19 protein-coding genes are annotated in these 18,972 nt (G+C 56.3%); 18 read left to right on the top strand and 1 reads right to left on the bottom strand.

The window, feature by feature from the left end; translation table 11 throughout:
• Positions 1–22: 22 nt before the first annotated feature.
• The 17 genes from KP626_RS02685 to queA all read left to right on the top strand — a co-directional run bounded on the left by KP626_RS02685 (position 23) and on the right by queA (position 15,811).
• Positions 23–1,108 (top strand): hypothetical protein, encoded by a 1,086-nt coding sequence (locus KP626_RS02685; RefSeq protein WP_395978088.1) that lies wholly within the window; start codon positions 23–25, stop codon positions 1,106–1,108.
• A gap of 12 nt (positions 1,109–1,120) precedes the next feature.
• Positions 1,121–2,356 carry a cell division protein FtsZ gene (gene ftsZ, locus KP626_RS02680; RefSeq protein WP_395978086.1) on the top strand — a complete coding sequence of 412 codons (1,236 nt, stop codon included), beginning with the start codon at positions 1,121–1,123 and terminating at the stop codon, positions 2,354–2,356.
• 330 nt (positions 2,357–2,686) lie between these two features.
• Positions 2,687–3,484 (top strand): sigma-E processing peptidase SpoIIGA, encoded by a 798-nt coding sequence (locus tag KP626_RS02675; RefSeq protein ID WP_395978084.1) that lies wholly within the window; start codon positions 2,687–2,689, stop codon positions 3,482–3,484.
• Positions 3,485–3,511: 27 nt separating this feature from the next.
• On the top strand, positions 3,512–4,204 hold the full coding sequence (gene sigE, locus KP626_RS02670; protein WP_395978929.1) for an RNA polymerase sporulation sigma factor SigE: 693 nt from the start codon (positions 3,512–3,514) through the stop codon (positions 4,202–4,204).
• A gap of 79 nt (positions 4,205–4,283) precedes the next feature.
• Entirely contained in the window at positions 4,284–5,060 is a 777-nt protein-coding gene (sigG, locus tag KP626_RS02665; protein ID WP_395978082.1) for an RNA polymerase sporulation sigma factor SigG, read from the top strand.
• A 228-nt stretch (positions 5,061–5,288) separates the two neighbouring features.
• Complete coding sequence (locus KP626_RS02660; protein ID WP_395978080.1) at positions 5,289–5,543, top strand: YlmC/YmxH family sporulation protein; 255 nt, start codon at positions 5,289–5,291, stop codon at positions 5,541–5,543.
• Between the two features lie 117 nt (positions 5,544–5,660).
• Positions 5,661–6,122 (top strand): transcriptional regulator NrdR, encoded by a 462-nt coding sequence (nrdR, locus tag KP626_RS02655; RefSeq protein WP_395978078.1) that lies wholly within the window; start codon positions 5,661–5,663, stop codon positions 6,120–6,122.
• A gap of 19 nt (positions 6,123–6,141) precedes the next feature.
• On the top strand, positions 6,142–7,011 hold the full coding sequence (gene pgeF / locus KP626_RS02650; protein ID WP_395978076.1) for a peptidoglycan editing factor PgeF: 870 nt from the start codon (positions 6,142–6,144) through the stop codon (positions 7,009–7,011).
• Between the two features lie 86 nt (positions 7,012–7,097).
• Entirely contained in the window at positions 7,098–7,712 is a 615-nt protein-coding gene (locus KP626_RS02645; RefSeq protein WP_395978074.1) for a hypothetical protein, read from the top strand.
• An 88-nt stretch (positions 7,713–7,800) separates the two neighbouring features.
• A complete protein-coding gene (locus KP626_RS02640; RefSeq protein WP_395978072.1) occupies positions 7,801–9,099 on the top strand; it encodes a DUF512 domain-containing protein in 1,299 nt (432 codons plus the stop codon).
• On the top strand, positions 9,096–10,418 hold the full coding sequence (gene der, locus KP626_RS02635) for a ribosome biogenesis GTPase Der (protein WP_395978070.1): 1,323 nt from the start codon (positions 9,096–9,098) through the stop codon (positions 10,416–10,418). The genes KP626_RS02640 and der overlap by 4 nt, the downstream gene beginning before the upstream one ends.
• Positions 10,419–10,452: 34 nt before the next feature.
• Positions 10,453–11,037: a glycerol-3-phosphate 1-O-acyltransferase PlsY gene (gene plsY, locus KP626_RS02630; protein ID WP_395978068.1), complete on the top strand. Its 585-nt coding sequence runs from the start codon at positions 10,453–10,455 to the stop codon at positions 11,035–11,037.
• A gap of 328 nt (positions 11,038–11,365) precedes the next feature.
• Positions 11,366–12,607 carry a glutamate-5-semialdehyde dehydrogenase gene (locus KP626_RS02625; protein WP_395978066.1) on the top strand — a complete coding sequence of 414 codons (1,242 nt, stop codon included), beginning with the start codon at positions 11,366–11,368 and terminating at the stop codon, positions 12,605–12,607.
• An 11-nt stretch (positions 12,608–12,618) separates the two neighbouring features.
• Positions 12,619–13,113: a crossover junction endodeoxyribonuclease RuvC gene (ruvC, locus tag KP626_RS02620; protein ID WP_395978064.1), complete on the top strand. Its 495-nt coding sequence runs from the start codon at positions 12,619–12,621 to the stop codon at positions 13,111–13,113.
• An 8-nt stretch (positions 13,114–13,121) separates the two neighbouring features.
• Positions 13,122–13,712, top strand: a complete 591-nt coding sequence (gene ruvA, locus KP626_RS02615) for a Holliday junction branch migration protein RuvA (protein ID WP_395978062.1) — start codon at positions 13,122–13,124, stop codon at positions 13,710–13,712.
• Positions 13,713–13,727: 15 nt separating this feature from the next.
• Entirely contained in the window at positions 13,728–14,771 is a 1,044-nt protein-coding gene (gene ruvB, locus KP626_RS02610) for a Holliday junction branch migration DNA helicase RuvB (protein WP_395978060.1), read from the top strand.
• 5 nt (positions 14,772–14,776) lie between these two features.
• Positions 14,777–15,811: a tRNA preQ1(34) S-adenosylmethionine ribosyltransferase-isomerase QueA gene (queA, locus tag KP626_RS02605; RefSeq protein ID WP_395978058.1), complete on the top strand. Its 1,035-nt coding sequence runs from the start codon at positions 14,777–14,779 to the stop codon at positions 15,809–15,811.
• Between the two features lie 121 nt (positions 15,812–15,932).
• On the opposite strand, the gene KP626_RS02600 is transcribed toward queA, so the two are convergent.
• The gene (locus KP626_RS02600) at positions 15,933–16,505 is read right to left on the bottom strand and encodes a recombinase family protein (protein WP_395978056.1); all 573 of its coding nucleotides are present in this window, start codon (positions 16,503–16,505) and stop codon (positions 15,933–15,935) included.
• 270 nt (positions 16,506–16,775) lie between these two features.
• Here KP626_RS02600 and KP626_RS02595 point away from each other — a divergent pair, with 270 nt between their 5' ends.
• Positions 16,776–18,971: an EAL domain-containing protein gene (locus tag KP626_RS02595; RefSeq protein ID WP_395978054.1), complete on the top strand. Its 2,196-nt coding sequence runs from the start codon at positions 16,776–16,778 to the stop codon at positions 18,969–18,971.
• Position 18,972 lies beyond the last annotated feature (1 nt).

Genomic DNA, 18,972 nt, shown 5'->3' with positions numbered 1-18,972 from the left:
ACGGCGGGAGGTCAGATAAGCCATGGTTGCAGCGATTGTAGTGGATAAAAATAAGGTGGTTTGCGTTACCGCGGAGCCCAAGAAGGACGGCACCTATACCACGGTAGCCGAGGCTTCCAGCCCATTTAACGGGTTTTTGCGGGGAGAATCCCTCTCCCAGAGCGGCCTGGGCCGGGCGGTGGAGGAAGCGGTTACCTCGGCCTGCGGCGCTTCCATTCGGCGCCTCCGGGAGGTTTACGTGGGCGTGCCGGGAAAGTATACCTATGTAGAGGCCCGGGAGACCCCCTATGGTGAGGACGCGGGGCTCATGGAGGACGAGAGCCAGAAGAGCAATGAAAACCTGCTGCTCCATAAGATGGAGTATCAGAGCGTAGTGGACAATAGCCGCGGCGTCAGCCGTATTTGGGCGGATCTGGACTTCGTGGATGAGGTGGATCGCGCCCTTGCCGGCCTGAACATCGGCGTTACTTCATATATTTCTCAAAACTATGCGGAAGGAATGTTTATCATTCCCGAGATTGAGCGAGATAATGTTGCCATAATGATCAATCTAGGGTATTATTATACCGATACTTGCGTGTTCGTAGGGGACGCGCAGGTGTATCAAGGGACGCTTATGGTGGGCGGTCTGCATTTGGTTCGGGATCTCTCCATGGTTTTGGAGATCGACCTCGAATATGCGGAGCAGCTAAAGCGTCAGTTTGTGTTTGGCATCGAGTACGACCCGGAGGCCATCGATTATATCCGGATGGCAGACGGCCGCCTGTGGGGGTTCGAGCACGGCCTGGTGGACGAGGTCATCGTCTCCCGGCTGGATGAGATCATCTCCCTGATGCGGCAGGCCATGGAGGACGTTGCGGAAATCACCTACGACTCCAGCAAGGCCTATTTCGTGGGTTCGGGCGTATCGGATATGCGGGGCGCCAAGGAGTATATCGGCGCCAAGGTGGGATTGCGGTTTGAGAACCTTCCCCTGTTTATGGTGGACGGCAGCTCCCGCTACTCCATCTCCGCCATGGCGGCGCTGGACTATGCAATGACAAACCTGACCCAGGAAACCGGGGCCGATGGGCTCCAGCGCATTCTGGGGATTTTCCGGAAAAAGTAAGGAGGATATCTCATGCTTGAATTTGATGTAGATGTTGGGCAGTTCGCTTCCATAAAGGTCATCGGCGTTGGCGGCGCCGGCAACAACGCGGTCAACCGCATGGTGCAGCATGGCCTTCAAGGCGTGGAGTTCATCGCGGTGAATACCGACCGCCAAGCCCTCTATATGTCCCAGGCCACCCAGCGGGTGCAGATCGGTGAAAAGCTGACCAAGGGCCTGGGCGCCGGCGCCAACCCCGAGGTAGGCCAGCAGGCCGCCGAGGAGAGCCGGGATGAGATTGCCAACGTCATCAAAGATTCCGATATGGTGTTCATCACCGCAGGCATGGGCGGCGGTACCGGCACGGGCGCCGCTCCTGTCATCGCCAATATCGCAAAAGAGCTGGGGATCCTTACCGTGGGCGTGGTCACCCGTCCCTTCTCCTTTGAGGGGAAAAAGCGGGCGCTCAACGCCGAAAAGGGCATCGAGGCCTTGCGGCAAAACGTGGACACCCTGGTCATCATCCCCAACGACCGGCTGCTTCTGGTGGTGGGCAAGGGGACAAGCATTGTGGACGCCTTTAAGGTGGCGGACGATGTGCTGCGCCAAGGCATCCAGGGCATCAGTGATCTCATCGCGGTGCCCAGCCTCATCAACCTGGACTTCGCGGATGTAAAGGCCATTATGGAAAACAGCGGGATCGCCCATATGGGCATCGGCATCGGTACCGGGGAGGACCGGGCTGTGACCGCCGCTAAAATGGCCATCCAGAGTCCCCTCCTTGAGACCTCCATCGATGGCGCCCGCGGCGTGCTTTTGAACATCACCGGCGGTCCCTCCATGGGTATCATTGAGGTGACCGAGGCCGCTGAATTGGTACAGACCAGCGCCGACCCCGATGCCAACATCATCTTCGGCGCCGGCATCGATGAAACCCTGGGAGAGACCATGCGGATTACCGTGATTGCCACCGGGTTCGTAGGAGCTCCCGAGCAGCAGAATCCCCGCCAGCCTTCCGTGAGCCGCCAGGCTCAGTCCGATGCGCAGCCCACCCTCTTTGGCCAGCGCCCCAATGTCCTGGGCCGCCGGGAAGAGCGTGTGGAGGAAGCCCAGGAATACCATGACGAGGTCGTGGTGGAGGAAGAGGATATTGGGTTCACCCAAGCGCGGCCGGAGCCCCGTCCCCGTCCTCGCGACCGCCAGCCCTTCTCCCGCAACGATGACGACGATGATCTGGAGATCCCCACCTGGCTGCGGCGGAACCGCTAACCAAAGCAAGATCATTCAAAGCCCCGGCGATGGCCGGGGCTTTTTTGCTGCCCATTTGTAGGGGGATCGACGGCAAAAATCCGTCTGAATACGCCGAATCTTAGGATAATCCCCGCAAAGGAAAAATCTTTTTTACGCCCCCAGGATGTGTGAAAAAAGTCGGCTGGGCAAAACCAACGGCATCCCCTTTTTCCGTGAAAATTGGGGAATACGCGGCGGGCAGGAAAAATCATGGGGAAGAATGGGGAAAGGAAGGAAAAAGACGCCGGCGCCGTTCTACAATTTTCCGCTCTAGACTATCCTATAATAGCACCAAAAGGTGGGGTCTTTGTGCGCGTCTATCTAGAGGTTGTGATACTGGATAATTTTTTTATCGACCTATTGCTGCTCTCGGCCCTGTCCGCCCTTTTGCCGCCCCGGGCCTCTCTGGGTCGGAGGTGTCTTGCTGCGGGCTTGGGAACCCTGTACGCGGTATTGACCCCCCTGCGCCAATTCCGCTTTCTGGCCCATCCGGCCATCAAAATGGGAGTAGGGCTGCTTCTGGTGTTTGCGGCTTTCGGGTTTGGGGATTGGCGGACCTACGGCAAACGGGCGCTGGCCTTTTTTGGTTTGGGCGCCCTTTTGGGCGGGCTGGTCATAGCGGGAGGATTTCTCTTCGGCAGTCCTACGGCGGCGGGAAGAGGATACATTGTCACCGGTATTCCCCTGTGGCTGTTGATCCCAGTGTCCCTCCTGTCGGTCAAAGGCTGCGAAACCCTGGTGCGGCGGATCAAGGATGCCATCTCCCGTGAAGACGCGGTGCTGACGGTGCGTATCCGAATCGGTGATACGGAGATCTCCCTTCCCGGGATGGTGGATAGCGGCAACCTTTTGACCATGCCAGGGACGGGAGTACCCGTGATCGTCTGCGGCAGGGAACCGGAACTCATGGCCCTATGGCCCCAGCTCCAGTCCCGGATGCTGGAGCTGCCCGTCCATTCCATCGGAGGGGAGCAAAGCCTTCAGGCTTTTCGGCCCGATGGGATCCAGTTGTGTGGGAAAGATACCAAGGAGGTGACGGCCGCCGTAGCCGTCAGCCAGGAGCTGGCCCGGGATATCCGGGCGCTGGTACCGGTTTCGTTATTATAAATTGTGGGGTGAAAAGGCGTGCGGTTGATTGATTGGTTGGTAAGGCTGCTCTACCGGCTGTTTCCCCGGCGGAGCGTCTATTATGTTGGAGGCAGTGAAAGCCTGCCGCCGCCCCTGTCTCGAGAGGAGGAAGCGGCGCTGCTGGCCCGGCTGGCCCAGGGGGATCAGGAAGCAAAGGGGCAGCTCATCGAGCGGAACCTGCGGCTGGTGGTGTACATCGCTCGGAAGTTTGAGAACACCGGCATCGGCATCGAGGACCTGATCTCCACCGGTACTATCGGCCTCATCAAGGCGGTGAATACCTTTGACGGGGAAAAGAAGATCAAGCTGGCCACCTACGCTTCCCGCTGTATCGAAAATGAAATTCTCATGCACCTGCGGAAAAACTCTAAAATCCGGTACGAGGTGAGCATCGATGAACCGCTGAACATCGACTGGGACGGCAACGAGCTGCTGCTCTCCGATATCCTGGGTACCGAGCCCGATCTGATCACCCGAACCATGGAGGACGCCGGGGACCGCAAGCAGCTTCTGTCGGCCATCACCAAGCTCACCGAACGGGAAAAGCGCATCGTGGAACTGCGCTACGGCCTATTTGGTTTGGAGGAAAAAACCCAAAAAGAGGTGGCCGATATGATGGGCATTTCCCAGAGCTATATTTCCAGGCTGGAAAAGCGCATCATCAAACGCCTGCAAAAGGATATGCTAAAAACCATTTAATGGGAGTGGCAAATCGGGAATAATCCGGGCGACCCAAGGCAAACATATTCATGAAAAGTGAATGAGCCGGAGGTCGCCCATGGTTTTGAATAAAGTCGAGATTTGCGGAGTCAATACATCCACCCTGAAGGTCCTGAGCAATGAGGAAATGAAGTCCCTGCTGCTCAGGATTCAATCTGGGGACGAGCCGGCCCGAGAAACCTTCATCAAGGGGAACCTGCGGCTGGTGCTCAGCGTGATCCAGCGATTTTCCAACCGGAAGGAAAACGTGGACGACCTGTTCCAGGTGGGGTGTATCGGACTCATCAAGGCCATCGACAACTTTGACCTGAATCAAAACGTTAAATTTTCCACCTACGCGGTGCCCATGATCATCGGGGAAATCCGGCGGTATCTTCGGGATAACAACCCCATCCGCATCTCCCGATCCCAGCGGGATCTGGCCTATAAGGCGCTGACCGCCCGAACCCAGCTCATTGAGCAAAACGGCAAGGAGCCCACGGTGGAGGAGATTGCCGCCCGGATGGAGCTTCCGGTCCAGGATGTGGTCTTTGCCCTGGAATCCATTCAGGATCCCATCTCCCTGTTTGAGCCGGTATACAACACCGGAGGAGATACCATGATCTACGTCATGGATCAGATCAGCGATACCCGTATCGACGACGGTAATTGGCTGGAGAACATCGCTCTGGGAGAGGCGATGGAACGCCTCAGCGACCGGGAAAAGAACATCCTGTATCTGCGTTTTTTTCGGGGCCGGACCCAGATGGAAGTGGCGGAGGAGATTGGCATTTCCCAGGCTCAGGTAAGCCGGATCGAAAAGACTGCCCTGGGCAATATGCGAAAACATTTTTGACACGGATACGGCCGCTTACGCGGCCTTTTTTATTTGTGGTCAATATGGGGATGCCGGTGGGTCAACTGTGCATGACCCGGGAAATCAATATCATCTGCCATCGAGGGTTTGAGCATGTGAGGATTTGAACGATCTTTTAAGCGGTACCGTAAGATGAAGCCGCAGAGAACGGTAGAGGAAAGCCTGGGCGTTTCTTGGCATATAGTAAAGGAACGAGGGGGGAACTCCATGGAGCGGTTTTGTGACATCAAACAAAAAGAGGTGGTGAACATCTTCGATGGACGATGCATCGGCCATGTGTTCGATCTGGTCATCGATTGCCGGTGTGGAACCATCTGTGCGATCATCGTACCGGGGTGTTCCAAGCTGAGGAGCTGTTTTTTCGGCGGCGGAGACGATATCATTATCCCCTGGAACAAGATCGTGAAGATCGGGGAGGACGTCATCCTGGTGGAGATGGAGGGCGGCCGGTCCATCCGATAGGGCCCGCCTATCCTGTGGCACAGGAGCCGGAAATGGACGAGCGGGTACTAAGTACAGGGGGCCGGTGTTTTCTTGCCGGCCCTTTTGTGATACAATAAATTCCATGGAGGGATTCCTATGAAGTGCATGTATTGCGATTGTATGGAGAGCAAGGTCATCGATACCCGCCCCACCGATGAGGGTACGGTGATCCGCCGCCGTCGGGAATGCGAGGGCTGCGGCCGCCGGTTTACCACCTATGAGAAGGTGGAGCATGTGGCCATTCTGGTGGTAAAGCGGGACGGCCGTAGGGAGTCCTTTGACAGCGAGAAGATCCGTGGGGGGATCATCAAGGCCTGCGAGAAGCGGCCCGTCAGCATGGATGAGATCGACGCCATGGTTTCGGACATCGAGCGGGAGGTCTACAATTCCCTCATCAAGGAGATCTCCAGCGCCCGGATCGGAGATCTGGTAATGGAAAAGCTTCGGGGGAAGGACGACGTAGCCTATGTGCGGTTTGCGTCGGTGTATAAACAGTTCAAGGACATCGATGAATTCATGGACGAGCTTCGGGATCTGGTAAAAGAGAGAAGCTCATGAGCCCTGGGAAAGGATTAAAATGAGGAATTTTGAGGATTATTTTGAAGCCATCCGGCGGGGATTCCGCCAGGTGGAAGCGCAAAATGGGGTGATCTATGTTCAGGCGGCGCAGCTGGCGGATACCGGAATGGTCCGGCATGGCTTTACCAGTCGGATTGGAGGCATCTCCCAGGCGCCTTACGAAGGCTTGAATCTATCATGGAACCGGACCAACAGCGTGGAGGAAACCCGGCGGAACGTGGCCATTGCCTGTGAGGCCATGGAGATCGACCCCGACGACCTGGTGGTGGTCAACGGGGTACATGGGGTGAACGTCCACGTGGTAAACGCTGCCGACCGGGGCTGGGGCTACCACTATCTGTATCAGGGCAGCGGGCAGCCCACCTTTGACGGGCTTGTGACCAACGATCCCGCGGTCTGCCTCAATACCGTCCATGCCGACTGCACGCCAGTGTTTCTGCTGGATCCGGTAAAAAGAGCCATTGGCCTCTGCCATTCCGGCTGGCGGGGAACCGTCAGAGGGATGGCCCGCAACACCATTGCCGCCATGGAACAAGCCTACGGCACCCGTCCGGAGGATCTTATCGTGGCGGTAGGGCCCAACATCGGAAAATGCTGCTTCCAGGTAAGCCAGGATGTGGTGGACGCCATCCAGGCGGCATATCCCCGCCACATCCAATTCTACACCCCGGACGCAGGGATAGCGGGCAAATACCATGCCGATCTTTTGAAACTGACCGCCTACGACCTCTATCAAAAAAGGGTCCGGCGGGAAAACATCACCATCGCGGATCTCTGCACCTGCTGCCGGGAAGATCTCTTCTATTCCTATCGGCGGGGCGGCCCCAATCGTGGGGCGATGAACTCCTTTTTACAGCTGATCCAATGAAAAAACGGCGGCTATTATGGCCCGCCGCTTTTTTTGAAAAGTTGGGCATACTAGTGCCACCAAGATCAAAAGGCGGTGACGCGGCGATGCCCATCTGGTTTAATCTTCTGTTTTGCGGATTCTTTTTTCTGGCCCCCGGCGGGCTGAATCAGTACCTGGTTTTCGGCGCCAAACGGTGGCACCTTATGCTGCTTCTGCCCATGATGGCCCTGTTCGGGTTTCATGAGCAGATCCAGCTCTTTTCCACCCTGTACCTCAATTACGGCGGCTTTCTTCTGCCGGTGGCCTACTTCGGCTGCCTGCTGTTTTTCATGCCCAAAGAGGAACGTAAGGTCTGTCTCTGGTGTGCTCTGCTGGGCGGGCTGGGAGCGCACATGGCGGAGTCCGCTCTGTCGGGCTGGGCGGATACCTATCTTTACAGCAGTGAAGTGCTGCGGGGCATGGTGATGGCCGTCTACGCCCTGGCCTTTTGCCGCGTTCCCATGCAGGGCCTGTGCGCTTATGTGCTGGGCTTTTCCCTGTCGGGGCTCATAGGCTACGCCGACCAGGCGCTGTTTATGGAAACCGCCTACGCTTCATTGGGGGTGGATGTAAACCATACGGTGCTGATAGCCGGGGCCTATTTGGTACTGGGGATTTTGATCCTGTGGCCCAAGGCGCTGGCGGCTCTCCGCCGGAGAAAAGCCCGGGCAAATGCCTAAACGCCGCCCCCTGCTCCCAAGGACAGGGGGTTTTCTTTTCGGGTCGAATGGGCTATCATGTAAAGGATCATTTGAAAGGACGAAGGGTATGGAGCACCGGGTCAGCAGCGTGATGAAAAACAGCATTGGGGAAGAACTCGGCATTCGGCCGGGGGATGTTCTGCTTTCGGTGGACGGCGCCCCCGTGGAAGATGTGCTGGATTACCGGGAGAAGACCACCCGGCCCTATTTTGAGCTGCTTATGAAAAACGGGGATGAGGAGATCCTTTTTGAGGTGGAGCGGGCGGAGGACGAGGACCTGGGCCTTGCCTTTGAAAATGAGCTTATGGACCAGAAGCGCTTCTGCCGGAACAAGTGCATTTTCTGCTTTGTGGATCAGCTGCCCCCCAATGCCCGGCCGTCCCTCCGGTTTAAGGATGACGATTTCCGCTTGTCCTTTTTGATGGGGAACTATATCACCCTGACCAACGTCTCCGAAGGGGAATGGAACCGCATCCTAACCCAGCGGATCTCGCCCATGTACATCAGCGTCCATACCACCGACGGCGAGCTGCGCCGGCGGATCATGGGAAACCCAGACGCCGCGCGGATCCGGGAACGGCTGGATGACCTCCGCGCCCATCGAGTGGAGTTTCACTGTCAGGTCGTCATGATGAAAGGCATCAACGACGGCGCGGTTTTGCGGGATACCCTTACCACCCTTCTTGGTTACCGGCCGGCAGCTCAAAGCGTAGCCATCGTGCCGGTGGGTCTCAGCGATCATCGGGATGGGCTCTATGCTTTGGAGCCCATCGACGGGGCTACCGCCCGGGAGACCATCGCCATTGTGGAGGAGATCAACGCCAAGGCGGGATGTCCCTTCGCCTTCTGCGCCGACGAGTTTTTTATCACCGCTGGGCAGGAGATGCCCGCTGCTTCCTATTACGGGGACTTTCTCCAGATCGAGGACGGCGTGGGCATGGTGCGGATGTTTTTGGATGAGGTGGAGGAACGGCTCCGGGAGCCTGTGGCCTGCCGTCCCTACCGGGCAACCCTGGTTACGGGAAAGGCGGTCTATGGCTATATGGCGGAGCTTAGCCGGCGCTTTTTTCGGGAATACGGCATGGAACTGACCGTGATCCCGGGAGAAAACCGCTTTTTTGGAGGGCGGATCACCGTCAGCGGCCTCTTAACGGGCGGGGATATTCTTACCGCCGTTTCGGACCGGGATGTGGGAGAATGCCTCTTTATCCCGGGAACGGCATTGCGGGAGGACCACGTCTTTTTGGACGATATGACCCTTGCGGAACTGGAAGCTAGGCTGGGCCTTCCCGTGGTGCCCATCGAGGACCATGGAGCCAAGTTTGTGGAACGGATTTTGTGCGGCAGTTGGAGGAACGAAAGATGAGTCAGCCGATGGTGGCCATTGTGGGGCGGCCCAATGTGGGAAAATCCACCCTATTTAACCGAATCGTGGGAAAGCGCATCTCCATCGTGGAGGATACGCCGGGAGTAACCCGGGACCGAATCATTGCCGATGGGGAGTGGAACCGCCACGTGTTTTCCCTGGTGGATACCGGGGGAATCGAGCCGGATACCGATAACGCTATGATGGCGTATATGCGGGAGCAGGCCCAACTCGCCATCTCCATGGCCGATGTTGTGGTGATGATGACCGATGGAAAGACGGGCGTTACCGTGGATGACCATATGGTGGCCGACCTTCTCCGGCGCAGCAAAAAACCGGTGATCCTCTGCGTCAATAAGGTGGACAACCCCCAGCGGGAGGATATGATCTACGAGTTTTATGAGCTGGGCCTGGAATGCGTCATGCCGGTGAGCGCCACCCTTGGCCTGGGCATCGGGGATCTTCTGGATGAGATCACCCAACGGCTGCCCGAGCCCCAGCAGGCGGAGGAAAAGGAGCATCGTCTTGCCATCGCCGTAGTGGGCAAGCCCAACGCTGGAAAGAGTAGCCTCACCAACGCCATTTTAGGGCAGTACCGCACCATCGTCAGCGATGTGCCGGGCACCACCCGGGATGCGATCGATACCGATTTCACTCGGGACGGCCAGGAGTACACCATCATCGACACCGCCGGCATGCGCAGGAAGCGCAGCGTGGAGGAAGGCAGCGTGGAGCGGTTCGCCGTGATTCGCGCCATCGCCGCAGTAAAGCGCAGCGACGTGACCCTTATCGTCATCGACGGCGCCGCGGGGCTGACCGAGCAGGATGTAAAAGTGGCGGCGCTGGCTCATGAGGAGGGAAAGGCCTGCGTTTTGGTAATCAATAAATGGGATCTGGTGGAAAAGGACACCTACACCATGGATGCCTTCCGTAAAGCCATCTATACGGATCTGGCCTTCATGTCCTATGTGCCCATGGTGTTCATCTCCGCCAAGACCGGCCTTCGGGTAAACCGCATTTTCGACCTCATCACCCATGTATATGGCCAGAGCGTCATGCGGATCTCCACCGGCATGCTCAACGAGGTCTTAAACGAGGCCATCGCCGCGGTGGAGCCCCCCAGCGACAAGGGCCGGCGGCTGAAGATCCTCTATGGGACCCAGGTTGCCATCCAGCCCCCTACCTTTGTGCTGTTCGTCAACGAACCCAGCCTGATGCATTTTTCCTATCAGCGCTATTTGGAAAACTACTTCCGCAAAACTTTTGGCTTTGAAGGAACGCCCATTCGGTTTATAATAAGAAAACGGGACGATAAATAAGCGAAAGCATGACAGGAATGGAGATTACGCGATTATGATTAAGGTGCTGGCGATTCTCATCGCTTATCTGCTGGGAAGCATTCCCGTTTCGGTTCTTGTGAGCAAACTGATTCATAAGGACGATATCCGGCGTCATGGCAGCGGGAATCCCGGCGCCAGCAATATGACCCGAACCTTTGGCCTAAAGTCCGGCGCTCTTACCCTCATTGGAGACGCTGGCAAGGGCCTTCTGGGTACCCTCATCGGCCTGTGGCTGTGCGGGGAGCCCGGCATGTACTACTGCGCCATTGCCGCCGTCCTGGGCCATAACTGGCCCATCTTCCTGAAGTTCAAGGGAGGGAAGGGGGTGGCCACCTCCTTCGGAGTGATGCTGGCCATCATGCCCTGGCTGGCTTCGGGATGTTTTGTGGTGTTCATTTTGGTGGCGCTGCTCACACGGTACTTTTCCTTGGCCTCCATTGTGGCGCTGCTGCTCTTCTGGGTGGTGGTCATCGTTACCAGGTTCGGGGATGTGCCGCTTTTCCTTACTACCACCTTCTTGGTTTGGATGAGCATTTGGCGTCATTGGCCCAACATCAAGCGGCTGGCTAACGGGACGGAAAACAAGATCAACCTATAGCGCGCTGAAAATTCAAAAACTCCGGCAGCTTTTTGCGCTGCTGGAGTTTTTTGTTTTTTTCCGTACTCTTATAGGCGCAATCGGGCCATTTTTGGCCAAGTAGGGACAAACTGGGCCAATGGCGGACAATCGGTCAGGGGCAACGACTCGATTGAAAGACGATGGTTCTCTAGGAATTCTAGTTGATGGAAAGAGGGCGCTCATGAAGAAGGATTGAAGGATGGGCGAGGGGAAATAGGAAGGAGAACAATCGTTTGGATTCCTTGTTCTGCTCCCTTGATTGTGGGAAGGGATTCCCCTATAATAAACAAAATGGGGAGTGATGGATATGGAATTGACCGCCATGGGAAAGGCCGCTAAGGCGGCGGCCCTGCGCTTGAATACCCTTGGAACCCAGGCGAAGGACCGGGTGCTTTCGGCTATGGCCCAGGCGCTGATGGACCATATGGAGGAGATTTTGGCCGCCAACGCCCTGGATATGGAGGCAGCCGGGGAAAACGGTGTTCCCCCCGTGATGCTGGATCGGCTTCGGCTGGACGAAGCGCGGGTGGCAGCTATGGCCCAGGGACTGCGGGACGTGATTGCCCTTCCTGATCCTACCAGCGAGACCGATTACATGGTGGAGCGGCCCAATGGCCTTAACATCGGCAAGCGGCGGGTACCGCTGGGGGTCATCGGCATCATCTTTGAAGCCCGGCCTAACGTGACTGCCGACGCCATTGGATTATGCGTGAAAAGCGGCAATGCCTGTATTCTGCGGGGAGGCAAGGAGGCCATCCACAGCAATCTCGCCATCGCTGGCGTTATGGACCGGGCGGCCCAGGCTGCGGGGTATCCCGAGGGAGGGATTCAAATTCTTTCCGATACCAGCCGGGAAGCGGCTCAAGAGATGATGCGGATGAACGGTTATATCGATGTGCTGATCCCTCGGGGCGGCGCAGGCCTCATCCAAAGTGTGGTGCAGAACGCCACCGTTCCCGTCATTGAAACTGGCGTTGGGGTTTGCCATACCTTTGTAGACGCCAGCGCGGACCTTCCGATGGCAGCAGAGATCGCCGTCAACGCCAAGGTGTCCCGGCCTTCTGTATGCAACTCCATGGAGACCCTCTTGGTGCATCGGGATGTTGCCGATGTCTTCCTGCCCATGGTATTCCCCATGCTGGAGGAGCGTAATGTGGAACTGCGCTGCTGCGCCCGGTCCCTCCCGTATGCTCAAAAAGGCGTGGCCGCGATCCCGGAAAACTACGATACCGAGTACAATGATTTGATTCTCAACGTCAAAGTTGTAGATGGTTTGCCGGAGGCGGTGGAGCATATCAACGCCCACGGTACCCGGCACAGCGAGGCCATTGTGACGCGGGATTATGACAGCGCCCAGACCTTTTTGGCGGCTGTGGATGCCGCTGCGGTCTACGTGAATGCCAGCACTCGGTTTACCGATGGTGGAGAGTTTGGCCTGGGGGCGGAGATCGGTATCAGTACCCAAAAGCTCCATGCCCGGGGGCCTATGGGTCTTAAGGAGCTGACCACCTATAAATATGTGATCTACGGCCAAGGACAGATCCGCTAGGGAGTGGAATGATGATCATCATGGGAATCGACCCTGGCCTTGCGATCATGGGCTATGGGGTTATAGAATATCAGCGCGGCGGCGCCATGAAACCCATCGATTATGGCTGCATTTTTACCGAAGCTGACCTGCGCTTGCCCCAGAGGCTGTTGCGCATCTATGACGGAGTTCAGGCCCTTTACAAACGGTTTTGCCCCGATGCCATCGCCATGGAGGAGCTGTTTTTTAACAAAAATGTGAAAACCGCCCTGCTGGTGGGCCAGGCCAGGGGAACGGCCTTGGTATCCGCCGCTCTCAACACCGAGGAGCTGTACGAGTATACTCCCCTTCAGGTAAAGCAGGCGGTGGTTGGCTATGGCCGGGCGGACAAGCACCAGGTGCAGACCATGGTGAAAACCATTTTAAACCTGCGGGAGATTCCCAAGCCAGACGATGCCGCCGACGCTTTGGCGGTAGCCATTTGTCATGCCAATACCAGCGATATGCCTGAGTCCTTTAAGATATAGGAGGCCCTATGTACGCGTTTATGAAGGGAACCGTCGCCCAGCTTTTTGACGATAGCCTTGCCCTGGATGTGGGCGGAGTGGGATATGAAATTTTTGCTCCCACCGGCACCCTAAGCCGCCTTTCCGAGGGAAAGGAAGCGGTTCTATATACCCATTTGGTGGTAAAGGAGGATGAGATGAGCCTCTTTGGGTTCCTTTCCCAGGAGGAGAAGGCCATGTTTCGGCGGCTGATCTCGGTGTCCGGGGTAGGACCCCGAATGGGCCTGGGGGTTTTAAGTGTGCTAAGCCCCGCCGAGGCTACTCTTGCCATCGCCACCGGGGATGATTCCGCCTTTTCTCGGGTATCCGGTATTGGGAAAAAGACGGCGCAGAGGATTATTCTGGAACTGAAGGGCAAGGTGGATCCGGCGGCATTGGGAGCGGACGCCGCTCCTGCTGGAGCCGCAGACGGCGGCGCCATTGCCGAGGCGGTGGCCATCCTGGAGGCTATGGGATTCGCCACTCCGGACGCGGCTTCCGCTGTGGCCTTGGTCAAAGCCGATGGGGGGACCAGCGAGCAAATGGCGATGCGGGCCCTCCGTGCCCTGGACCGCAAATAGGGAGGAGCATAGAATATGGACGACGATAGGCTGATCACCTCCTCCATGCGGATGGAGGATACCGATATTGAACAGAGCCTCCGGCCCATGTCCCTGTCGGAATATATTGGACAGGACAAGGTGAAGGAGAGCATGAGCATCTACATCCAGGCTGCAAAACAAAGGGGAGAGGCTCTGGACCACGTTTTGCTGTATGGCCCTCCCGGCCTGGGTAAGACCACCCTTGCCAACATCATCGCCAACGAGATGGGGGTGAGTCTTCGCGTGACCACCGGCCCCGCCATTGAGCACCATGGGGATTTGGCGGCGATCCTATCCAACCTTCAGCCCCATGACGTGCTGTTCATCGATGAAATCCATCGCCTGAATCACAACGTGGAGGAGAAGCTCTACACCGCTATGGAGGATTTCGCCCTGGATATCGTCATTGGCAAGGGCCCTAGCGCCAAGACCATGCGGCTGACCCTAAATCCCTTTACCCTGGTGGGAGCCACCACCAGAGCTGGAATGCTGACCTCTCCCATGCGGGATCGGTTTGGTATCTTAAACCGGCTGGAGATGTATACGGTGGATCAATTAACGCAGATCGTCACCCGGTCCGCCAGGATCCTCCAGATTGATATCGAGGAGGCGGGAGCCCAGGAAATCGCCCGCCGCAGCCGGGGGACGCCGCGCATCGCCAACCGGCTTTTACGCCGGGTTCGGGACTATGCCCAGATTATTCATGATGGCATTGTCACTCTATCGGTAGCCCAAAGCGCCCTTTCCATGCTGGAGGTGGACGATTTGGGCCTGGACCGCACCGACCGGGATATTCTGCTTTCCATGATCCATAAATTTGGAGGCGGTCCGGTGGGACTGGATACCCTGGCCGCCGCCACCGGCGAGGAAGCCGTTACCATTGAGGATGTGTACGAGCCCTTTCTTTTACAGCTTGGATTTTTAATGCGGACTCCACGGGGACGGGTGGCTACCCCCCTCGCCTATCGACATTTGGGCTTGCCCTATCATAAGGGGGACCAAAACGGCACGCCGGATCAGCTTAGCCTATTGGAGTAGTGATAATGGATCGATATAAAACGGAAAGTTATGATTACGAGCTTCCAGAGGAGCTGATTGCCCAGTCCCCGGCGGAGCAGCGAGACCATAGCCGGCTTATGGTAATCCACCGGGAAGGGGAGATCGAGCATAGGATGTTTTCCGATGTGGTCGATTATCTTAATCCCGGGGATGTACTGGTACTCAATCAGAGCAAGGTGATCCCCGCCCGCCTCCTGGGGGAGAAGGAGGGTACTGGCGCCAAGTGTGAGGCGCTTCTGCTTCGCCCTTTGGACGGCGCTTGCTGGGAAGCGCTGGTGCGTCCGGGGAATAAGATCCGGCCGGGTCATGTACTGTCCTTTGGCCCGGAGCTGCGGGCGGAGGTTTTGGACAAGACCGAATCGGGCGGACGGATCCTCCGGCTGATCCATGAGGGAAACATCTACGAGGTGTTGGACCGGGTGGGAAGAATGCCCTTGCCCCCCTATATCAAGAAGCAGGACAACGATCCGAAGCGGTACCAGACGGTGTATGCCAAGGATCCGGGAAGTGCTGCCGCTCCCACGGCGGGGCTTCATTTTACCCCAGAGCTACTGGAGCGCATTGGAGAGAAGGGAATATTGGTGGAACTGGTGACCCTTCACGTGGGGCTGGGCACCTTTCGGCCGGTGTCGGCAGAGGATATCCGAGAGCATCATATGCATACGGAACATTTTATCCTGCCCGCAGATACGGCGGAGCGGATCAACGCTGCTCGGGCGAAGGGCGGTCGTGTGATCGCTGTGGGCACCACCTCCATCCGGGTGCTGGAGAGCGCGGCGGAGGAGAATGGAACACTCCGGGGCATGGAGGGGGACACGGGGATTTTTATTTATCCCGGCTATCGCTGGAAGGTGGTGGATGGTATGGTAACCAATTTCCATCTGCCGCAATCCACTCTTATCATGCTGGTCAGCGCGTTTTTAGGCAGGGAACGGACTCTTTTTGCCTATCGGGAAGCGGTAAAGGAGAGATACCGGTTTTTCTCCTACGGGGACGCCACCCTCTGTTTGAAGGATTAATTAAGAAAAGGAAAGCGGATGCTTTCCTTTTTGATTATTGCAACGAAACTTTGGACTGCGCAGATGCCTGCTTTTGCTGGGCGGCTTTTTTTCGCTTGGGGTTGGAGATCAGAGCGTCCGCTCATTTGTAGAAGGTTCGAGGGGATACCGACAACCTCTGGGCGGCTATTCTCCCGCTGATTTCCCCCTTTCGCCAGGCGCTGCAAACCTCATCAAAATGTTCGGGGGGGATTTTTTCCGGTCGGCCAAACCGGACGCCCTTCTGTTTTGCGGCGGCGATACCCTCGGCTTGGCGCTTGCGGATGTTTTCCCGCTCGGTTTGAGCCACATAAGACAGAATCTGGAGGACGAGGTCGGCAATAAAAGCGCCAGTCAGGTCCTGATCCTTTTTTCGGGTATCCAAAAGAGGCATATCCAGGATTACGATATCCGCCCGCCTTTCCTTGGTGATATACCGCCACTGGTCTATGATCTCGTCATAATTGCGGCCGAGACGGTCGATGCTGTGGATATAGAGTACATCCCCCGGCCGTAGCTTTTTCATCAGTCGCTGATAGGCGGGTCGGTTAAAGTCCTTTCCGCTTTGCTTGTCCGCGTAGATCCGGCGTTTGGGGATGGACAGCTCTTCCATTGCCACAAGCTGCCGGCTCTCATTTTGGTCCTTTGCGCTAACCCGCACATATCCATATTCCATATACGTTACCTCCGAACTAGGGGCGCTTGCCACTATTCTATTGTAACGCAGCTCCTCCATTTGGAAAGAAGGTTAATTTTTTCCAAATTTGACAATATGTAGAAATGATTGCAAAACTTTTGCCAACTTGTAAACGCCCCGGTATTCCTGTAAAATGAAACAGCTGTACGTTAATCTAATTGACAGGCGCCAAAGGGAGAAGAGGTGAACATCACGCAGAATACCCCGGGCCCAAAACGAAGTTTTCGCGCCGTTTTATGTGTGTTTGCTTTGGTTGGACTTCTTCTTGTCTCCATTGGAGCCTATTATATCGATACGCTTCGCGACTCTATGAAAGAGGAAACCAACCGATATCTGCAGGAAATTGCGCATCATGTCAGCTCCATGGTAAACGACCGAATTGAATCGACCTTTACTGCATTGGAAGCCATTGCAGATACCTATCCTCGGCTTTCGGAGGAAAAACGGCCTGAATATTTCCGGGAGATGGAAAAGGATTACGGCTTTTTGCGGCTGTTGGTTTTAGATGAAACCGGCCGGGGAGAGACTCTGCGCGGGACCCGTTTAGATCTTGGCGGTCAGCCGTTTTTGAAAGCTGCGCTGGAAAAGGGAAGGGGCGCCTCCGGCCCCATGATTTCCACCGACGATGGACAAGAGGTCATCATCTTTGCGGTTCCACTGTATCTGGATGGAGAACTTGCGGGGGTAGTTGCCGCCAGCAACACCACCGAGACTCTGCGCAACACCCTTAATGTGGAGAGCTTTGGCGGCGCGGGCTTTTGCCATATCATCGACATCAATGGGGATTTTGTGGTACGCTCTCCCAATCCGATCGTTGAACCCATTGGGGGCGATAATTATTTTGCTGTGTTGGAGCAACAGGGGGTTTTGGACTCCGGCTATTCCATTCCGGCCGTCAAGGAGGATATTGCCGCGGGCCTTACGGGAATCCTGTATTTTTCCTTGGAGGACGGCATCCATAAGGCCATGGCCTATGTTCCCCTTGAGATGAACCAATGGTATTTGCTTTCGGTGGTACCCATCAATGCCGCGGGAGTCAGCGAGCAGAAGATCATCCAGCAAGCAATTTTTATTACGATATGCGTTGTGCTGGCGTTCCTTGCGCTGATTTTAGCGCTGATGTCCATCCAGCGCAGGAACCAGAGGCGCTTATGGGAAATCGCCTATGTGGATCCGGTGACGGGCGGAATGAGCCAGGCCTGGTTCAACGGGAAGGCCGAGGCTCTGATCCGGAACGCTACGCCAGGAACCTATGCGCTTGCGTCCTTGGATATCCGTCAGTTTAAGCTGATGAATGATCTCTTTGGCAGTCAGGCGGGGGATCGGGTGCTACGGCACCTCCATGATGTGATACGCACGCGCCTAAAACAGGGAGAACTGGTATCCCGGATTGCGGCAGATACCTTTTATCTGCTGCTGAAAGGCGGGAACCTGACGGAACTGCGAAGCCGTTTGACGGAGATGGCGGAGGCCTTTAACGCGTTTAACAGGGAACAAAAGCAAAAGTATTTTTTGCCGATATCGGTGGGCGTATATGTGATCGATGAGCCGAAGCTGAGTATGATCGCGATCCAGGATCGCGCCAACGTGGCCCGAAAGCGGAAGGCGGAGGAGCAGGAGCAAGGGCTGTGCCGGTGCGCTTTTTATTCGGGAGTGGAGCAGGAGCGGCTGTTGCGGGAAAAGGAAATTGCAAACCGGATGGAGACGGCGCTTGCGGAGGGGGAGTTCGAGGTTTATCTCCAGCCTAAGGTTGCGTTAAAGGAGGAACGTGTAGCGGGAGCTGAGGCCCTGGTACGCTGGCGAGATCCAGAAAGAGGGCTGGTGCCGCCAAACGATTTTATACCGGTGATGGAGCGGAATGGCTTTATCGTACGGATGGATCTATATGTGTTTGAGCAGGTTTGCGGGATATTGAGGCGCTGGTTGGAGCGGGGAATTGAGGGGATACCCGTATCGGTGAATCTATCCAGAGCGCATCTGCGCGATTCGGAGTTTTTAAAAAAGTACCAGGAGATTCAAAGACGGTACGGAGTGCCGGGGGATTTGATTGAACTGGAATTAACGGAAACCCTGGTATTTGAGAACTTGGAAGCATTGAAAAAGGTGGTTGGGCAGATCCACGATATGGGATTTCGCTTTGCTATGGACGATTTTGGGAGCGGTTATTCCTCTTTGAATGTGTTAAAGGATGTATCGGCGGATGTGCTGAAATTGGATCGGGAGTTTTTTGTGGGAGAACAGGATGCGCGGAGCCGGCGTGTGGTAGAGGGCATCATCGGTCTGGCCAGAAACCTGAAGATGCGAACGGTGGCCGAAGGTGTAGAGCGTATGGAACAGATGGCGTTTTTGCGCGAGGCGGGCTGCGATTTGGTTCAAGGGTACGTTTTTTCAAAGCCCATCTCCCTTGAGGAATTTGAACGGCGTTATTTTGGTTGGGAGGACTAAC

Source organism: Christensenella sp. MSJ-20, from assembly GCF_044357945.1.
Lineage (GTDB): Bacteria > Bacillota > Clostridia > Christensenellales > QAND01 > QAND01.
The sequence above is the reverse complement of the archived record's forward strand: the minus strand, read 5'-3'. Positions and strand labels throughout refer to the sequence as shown.

Bases quoted from the DNA above. Each gene is read 5' to 3' on its own strand.
- sigG (WP_395978082.1), top strand. From the start codon at position 4,284: ATGGTTTTGAATAAAGTCGAGATTTGCGGAGTCAATACATCCACCCTG.
- der (WP_395978070.1), top strand. From the start codon at position 9,096: ATGAGTCAGCCGATGGTGGCCATTGTGGGGCGGCCCAATGTGGGAAAA.
- KP626_RS02625 (WP_395978066.1), top strand. From the start codon at position 11,366: ATGGAATTGACCGCCATGGGAAAGGCCGCTAAGGCGGCGGCCCTGCGC.
- ftsZ (WP_395978086.1), top strand. From the start codon at position 1,121: ATGCTTGAATTTGATGTAGATGTTGGGCAGTTCGCTTCCATAAAGGTC.
- KP626_RS02685 (WP_395978088.1), top strand. From the start codon at position 23: ATGGTTGCAGCGATTGTAGTGGATAAAAATAAGGTGGTTTGCGTTACC.
- KP626_RS02600 (WP_395978056.1), bottom strand. From the start codon at position 16,505: ATGGAATATGGATATGTGCGGGTTAGCGCAAAGGACCAAAATGAGAGC.
- plsY (WP_395978068.1), top strand. From the start codon at position 10,453: ATGATTAAGGTGCTGGCGATTCTCATCGCTTATCTGCTGGGAAGCATT.
- ruvC (WP_395978064.1), top strand. From the start codon at position 12,619: ATGATCATCATGGGAATCGACCCTGGCCTTGCGATCATGGGCTATGGG.
- KP626_RS02660 (WP_395978080.1), top strand. From the start codon at position 5,289: ATGGAGCGGTTTTGTGACATCAAACAAAAAGAGGTGGTGAACATCTTC.
- ruvB (WP_395978060.1), top strand. From the start codon at position 13,728: ATGGACGACGATAGGCTGATCACCTCCTCCATGCGGATGGAGGATACC.
- nrdR (WP_395978078.1), top strand. From the start codon at position 5,661: ATGAAGTGCATGTATTGCGATTGTATGGAGAGCAAGGTCATCGATACC.
- pgeF (WP_395978076.1), top strand. From the start codon at position 6,142: ATGAGGAATTTTGAGGATTATTTTGAAGCCATCCGGCGGGGATTCCGC.
- ruvA (WP_395978062.1), top strand. From the start codon at position 13,122: ATGTACGCGTTTATGAAGGGAACCGTCGCCCAGCTTTTTGACGATAGC.
- KP626_RS02645 (WP_395978074.1), top strand. From the start codon at position 7,098: ATGCCCATCTGGTTTAATCTTCTGTTTTGCGGATTCTTTTTTCTGGCC.
- queA (WP_395978058.1), top strand. From the start codon at position 14,777: ATGGATCGATATAAAACGGAAAGTTATGATTACGAGCTTCCAGAGGAG.
- KP626_RS02640 (WP_395978072.1), top strand. From the start codon at position 7,801: ATGGAGCACCGGGTCAGCAGCGTGATGAAAAACAGCATTGGGGAAGAA.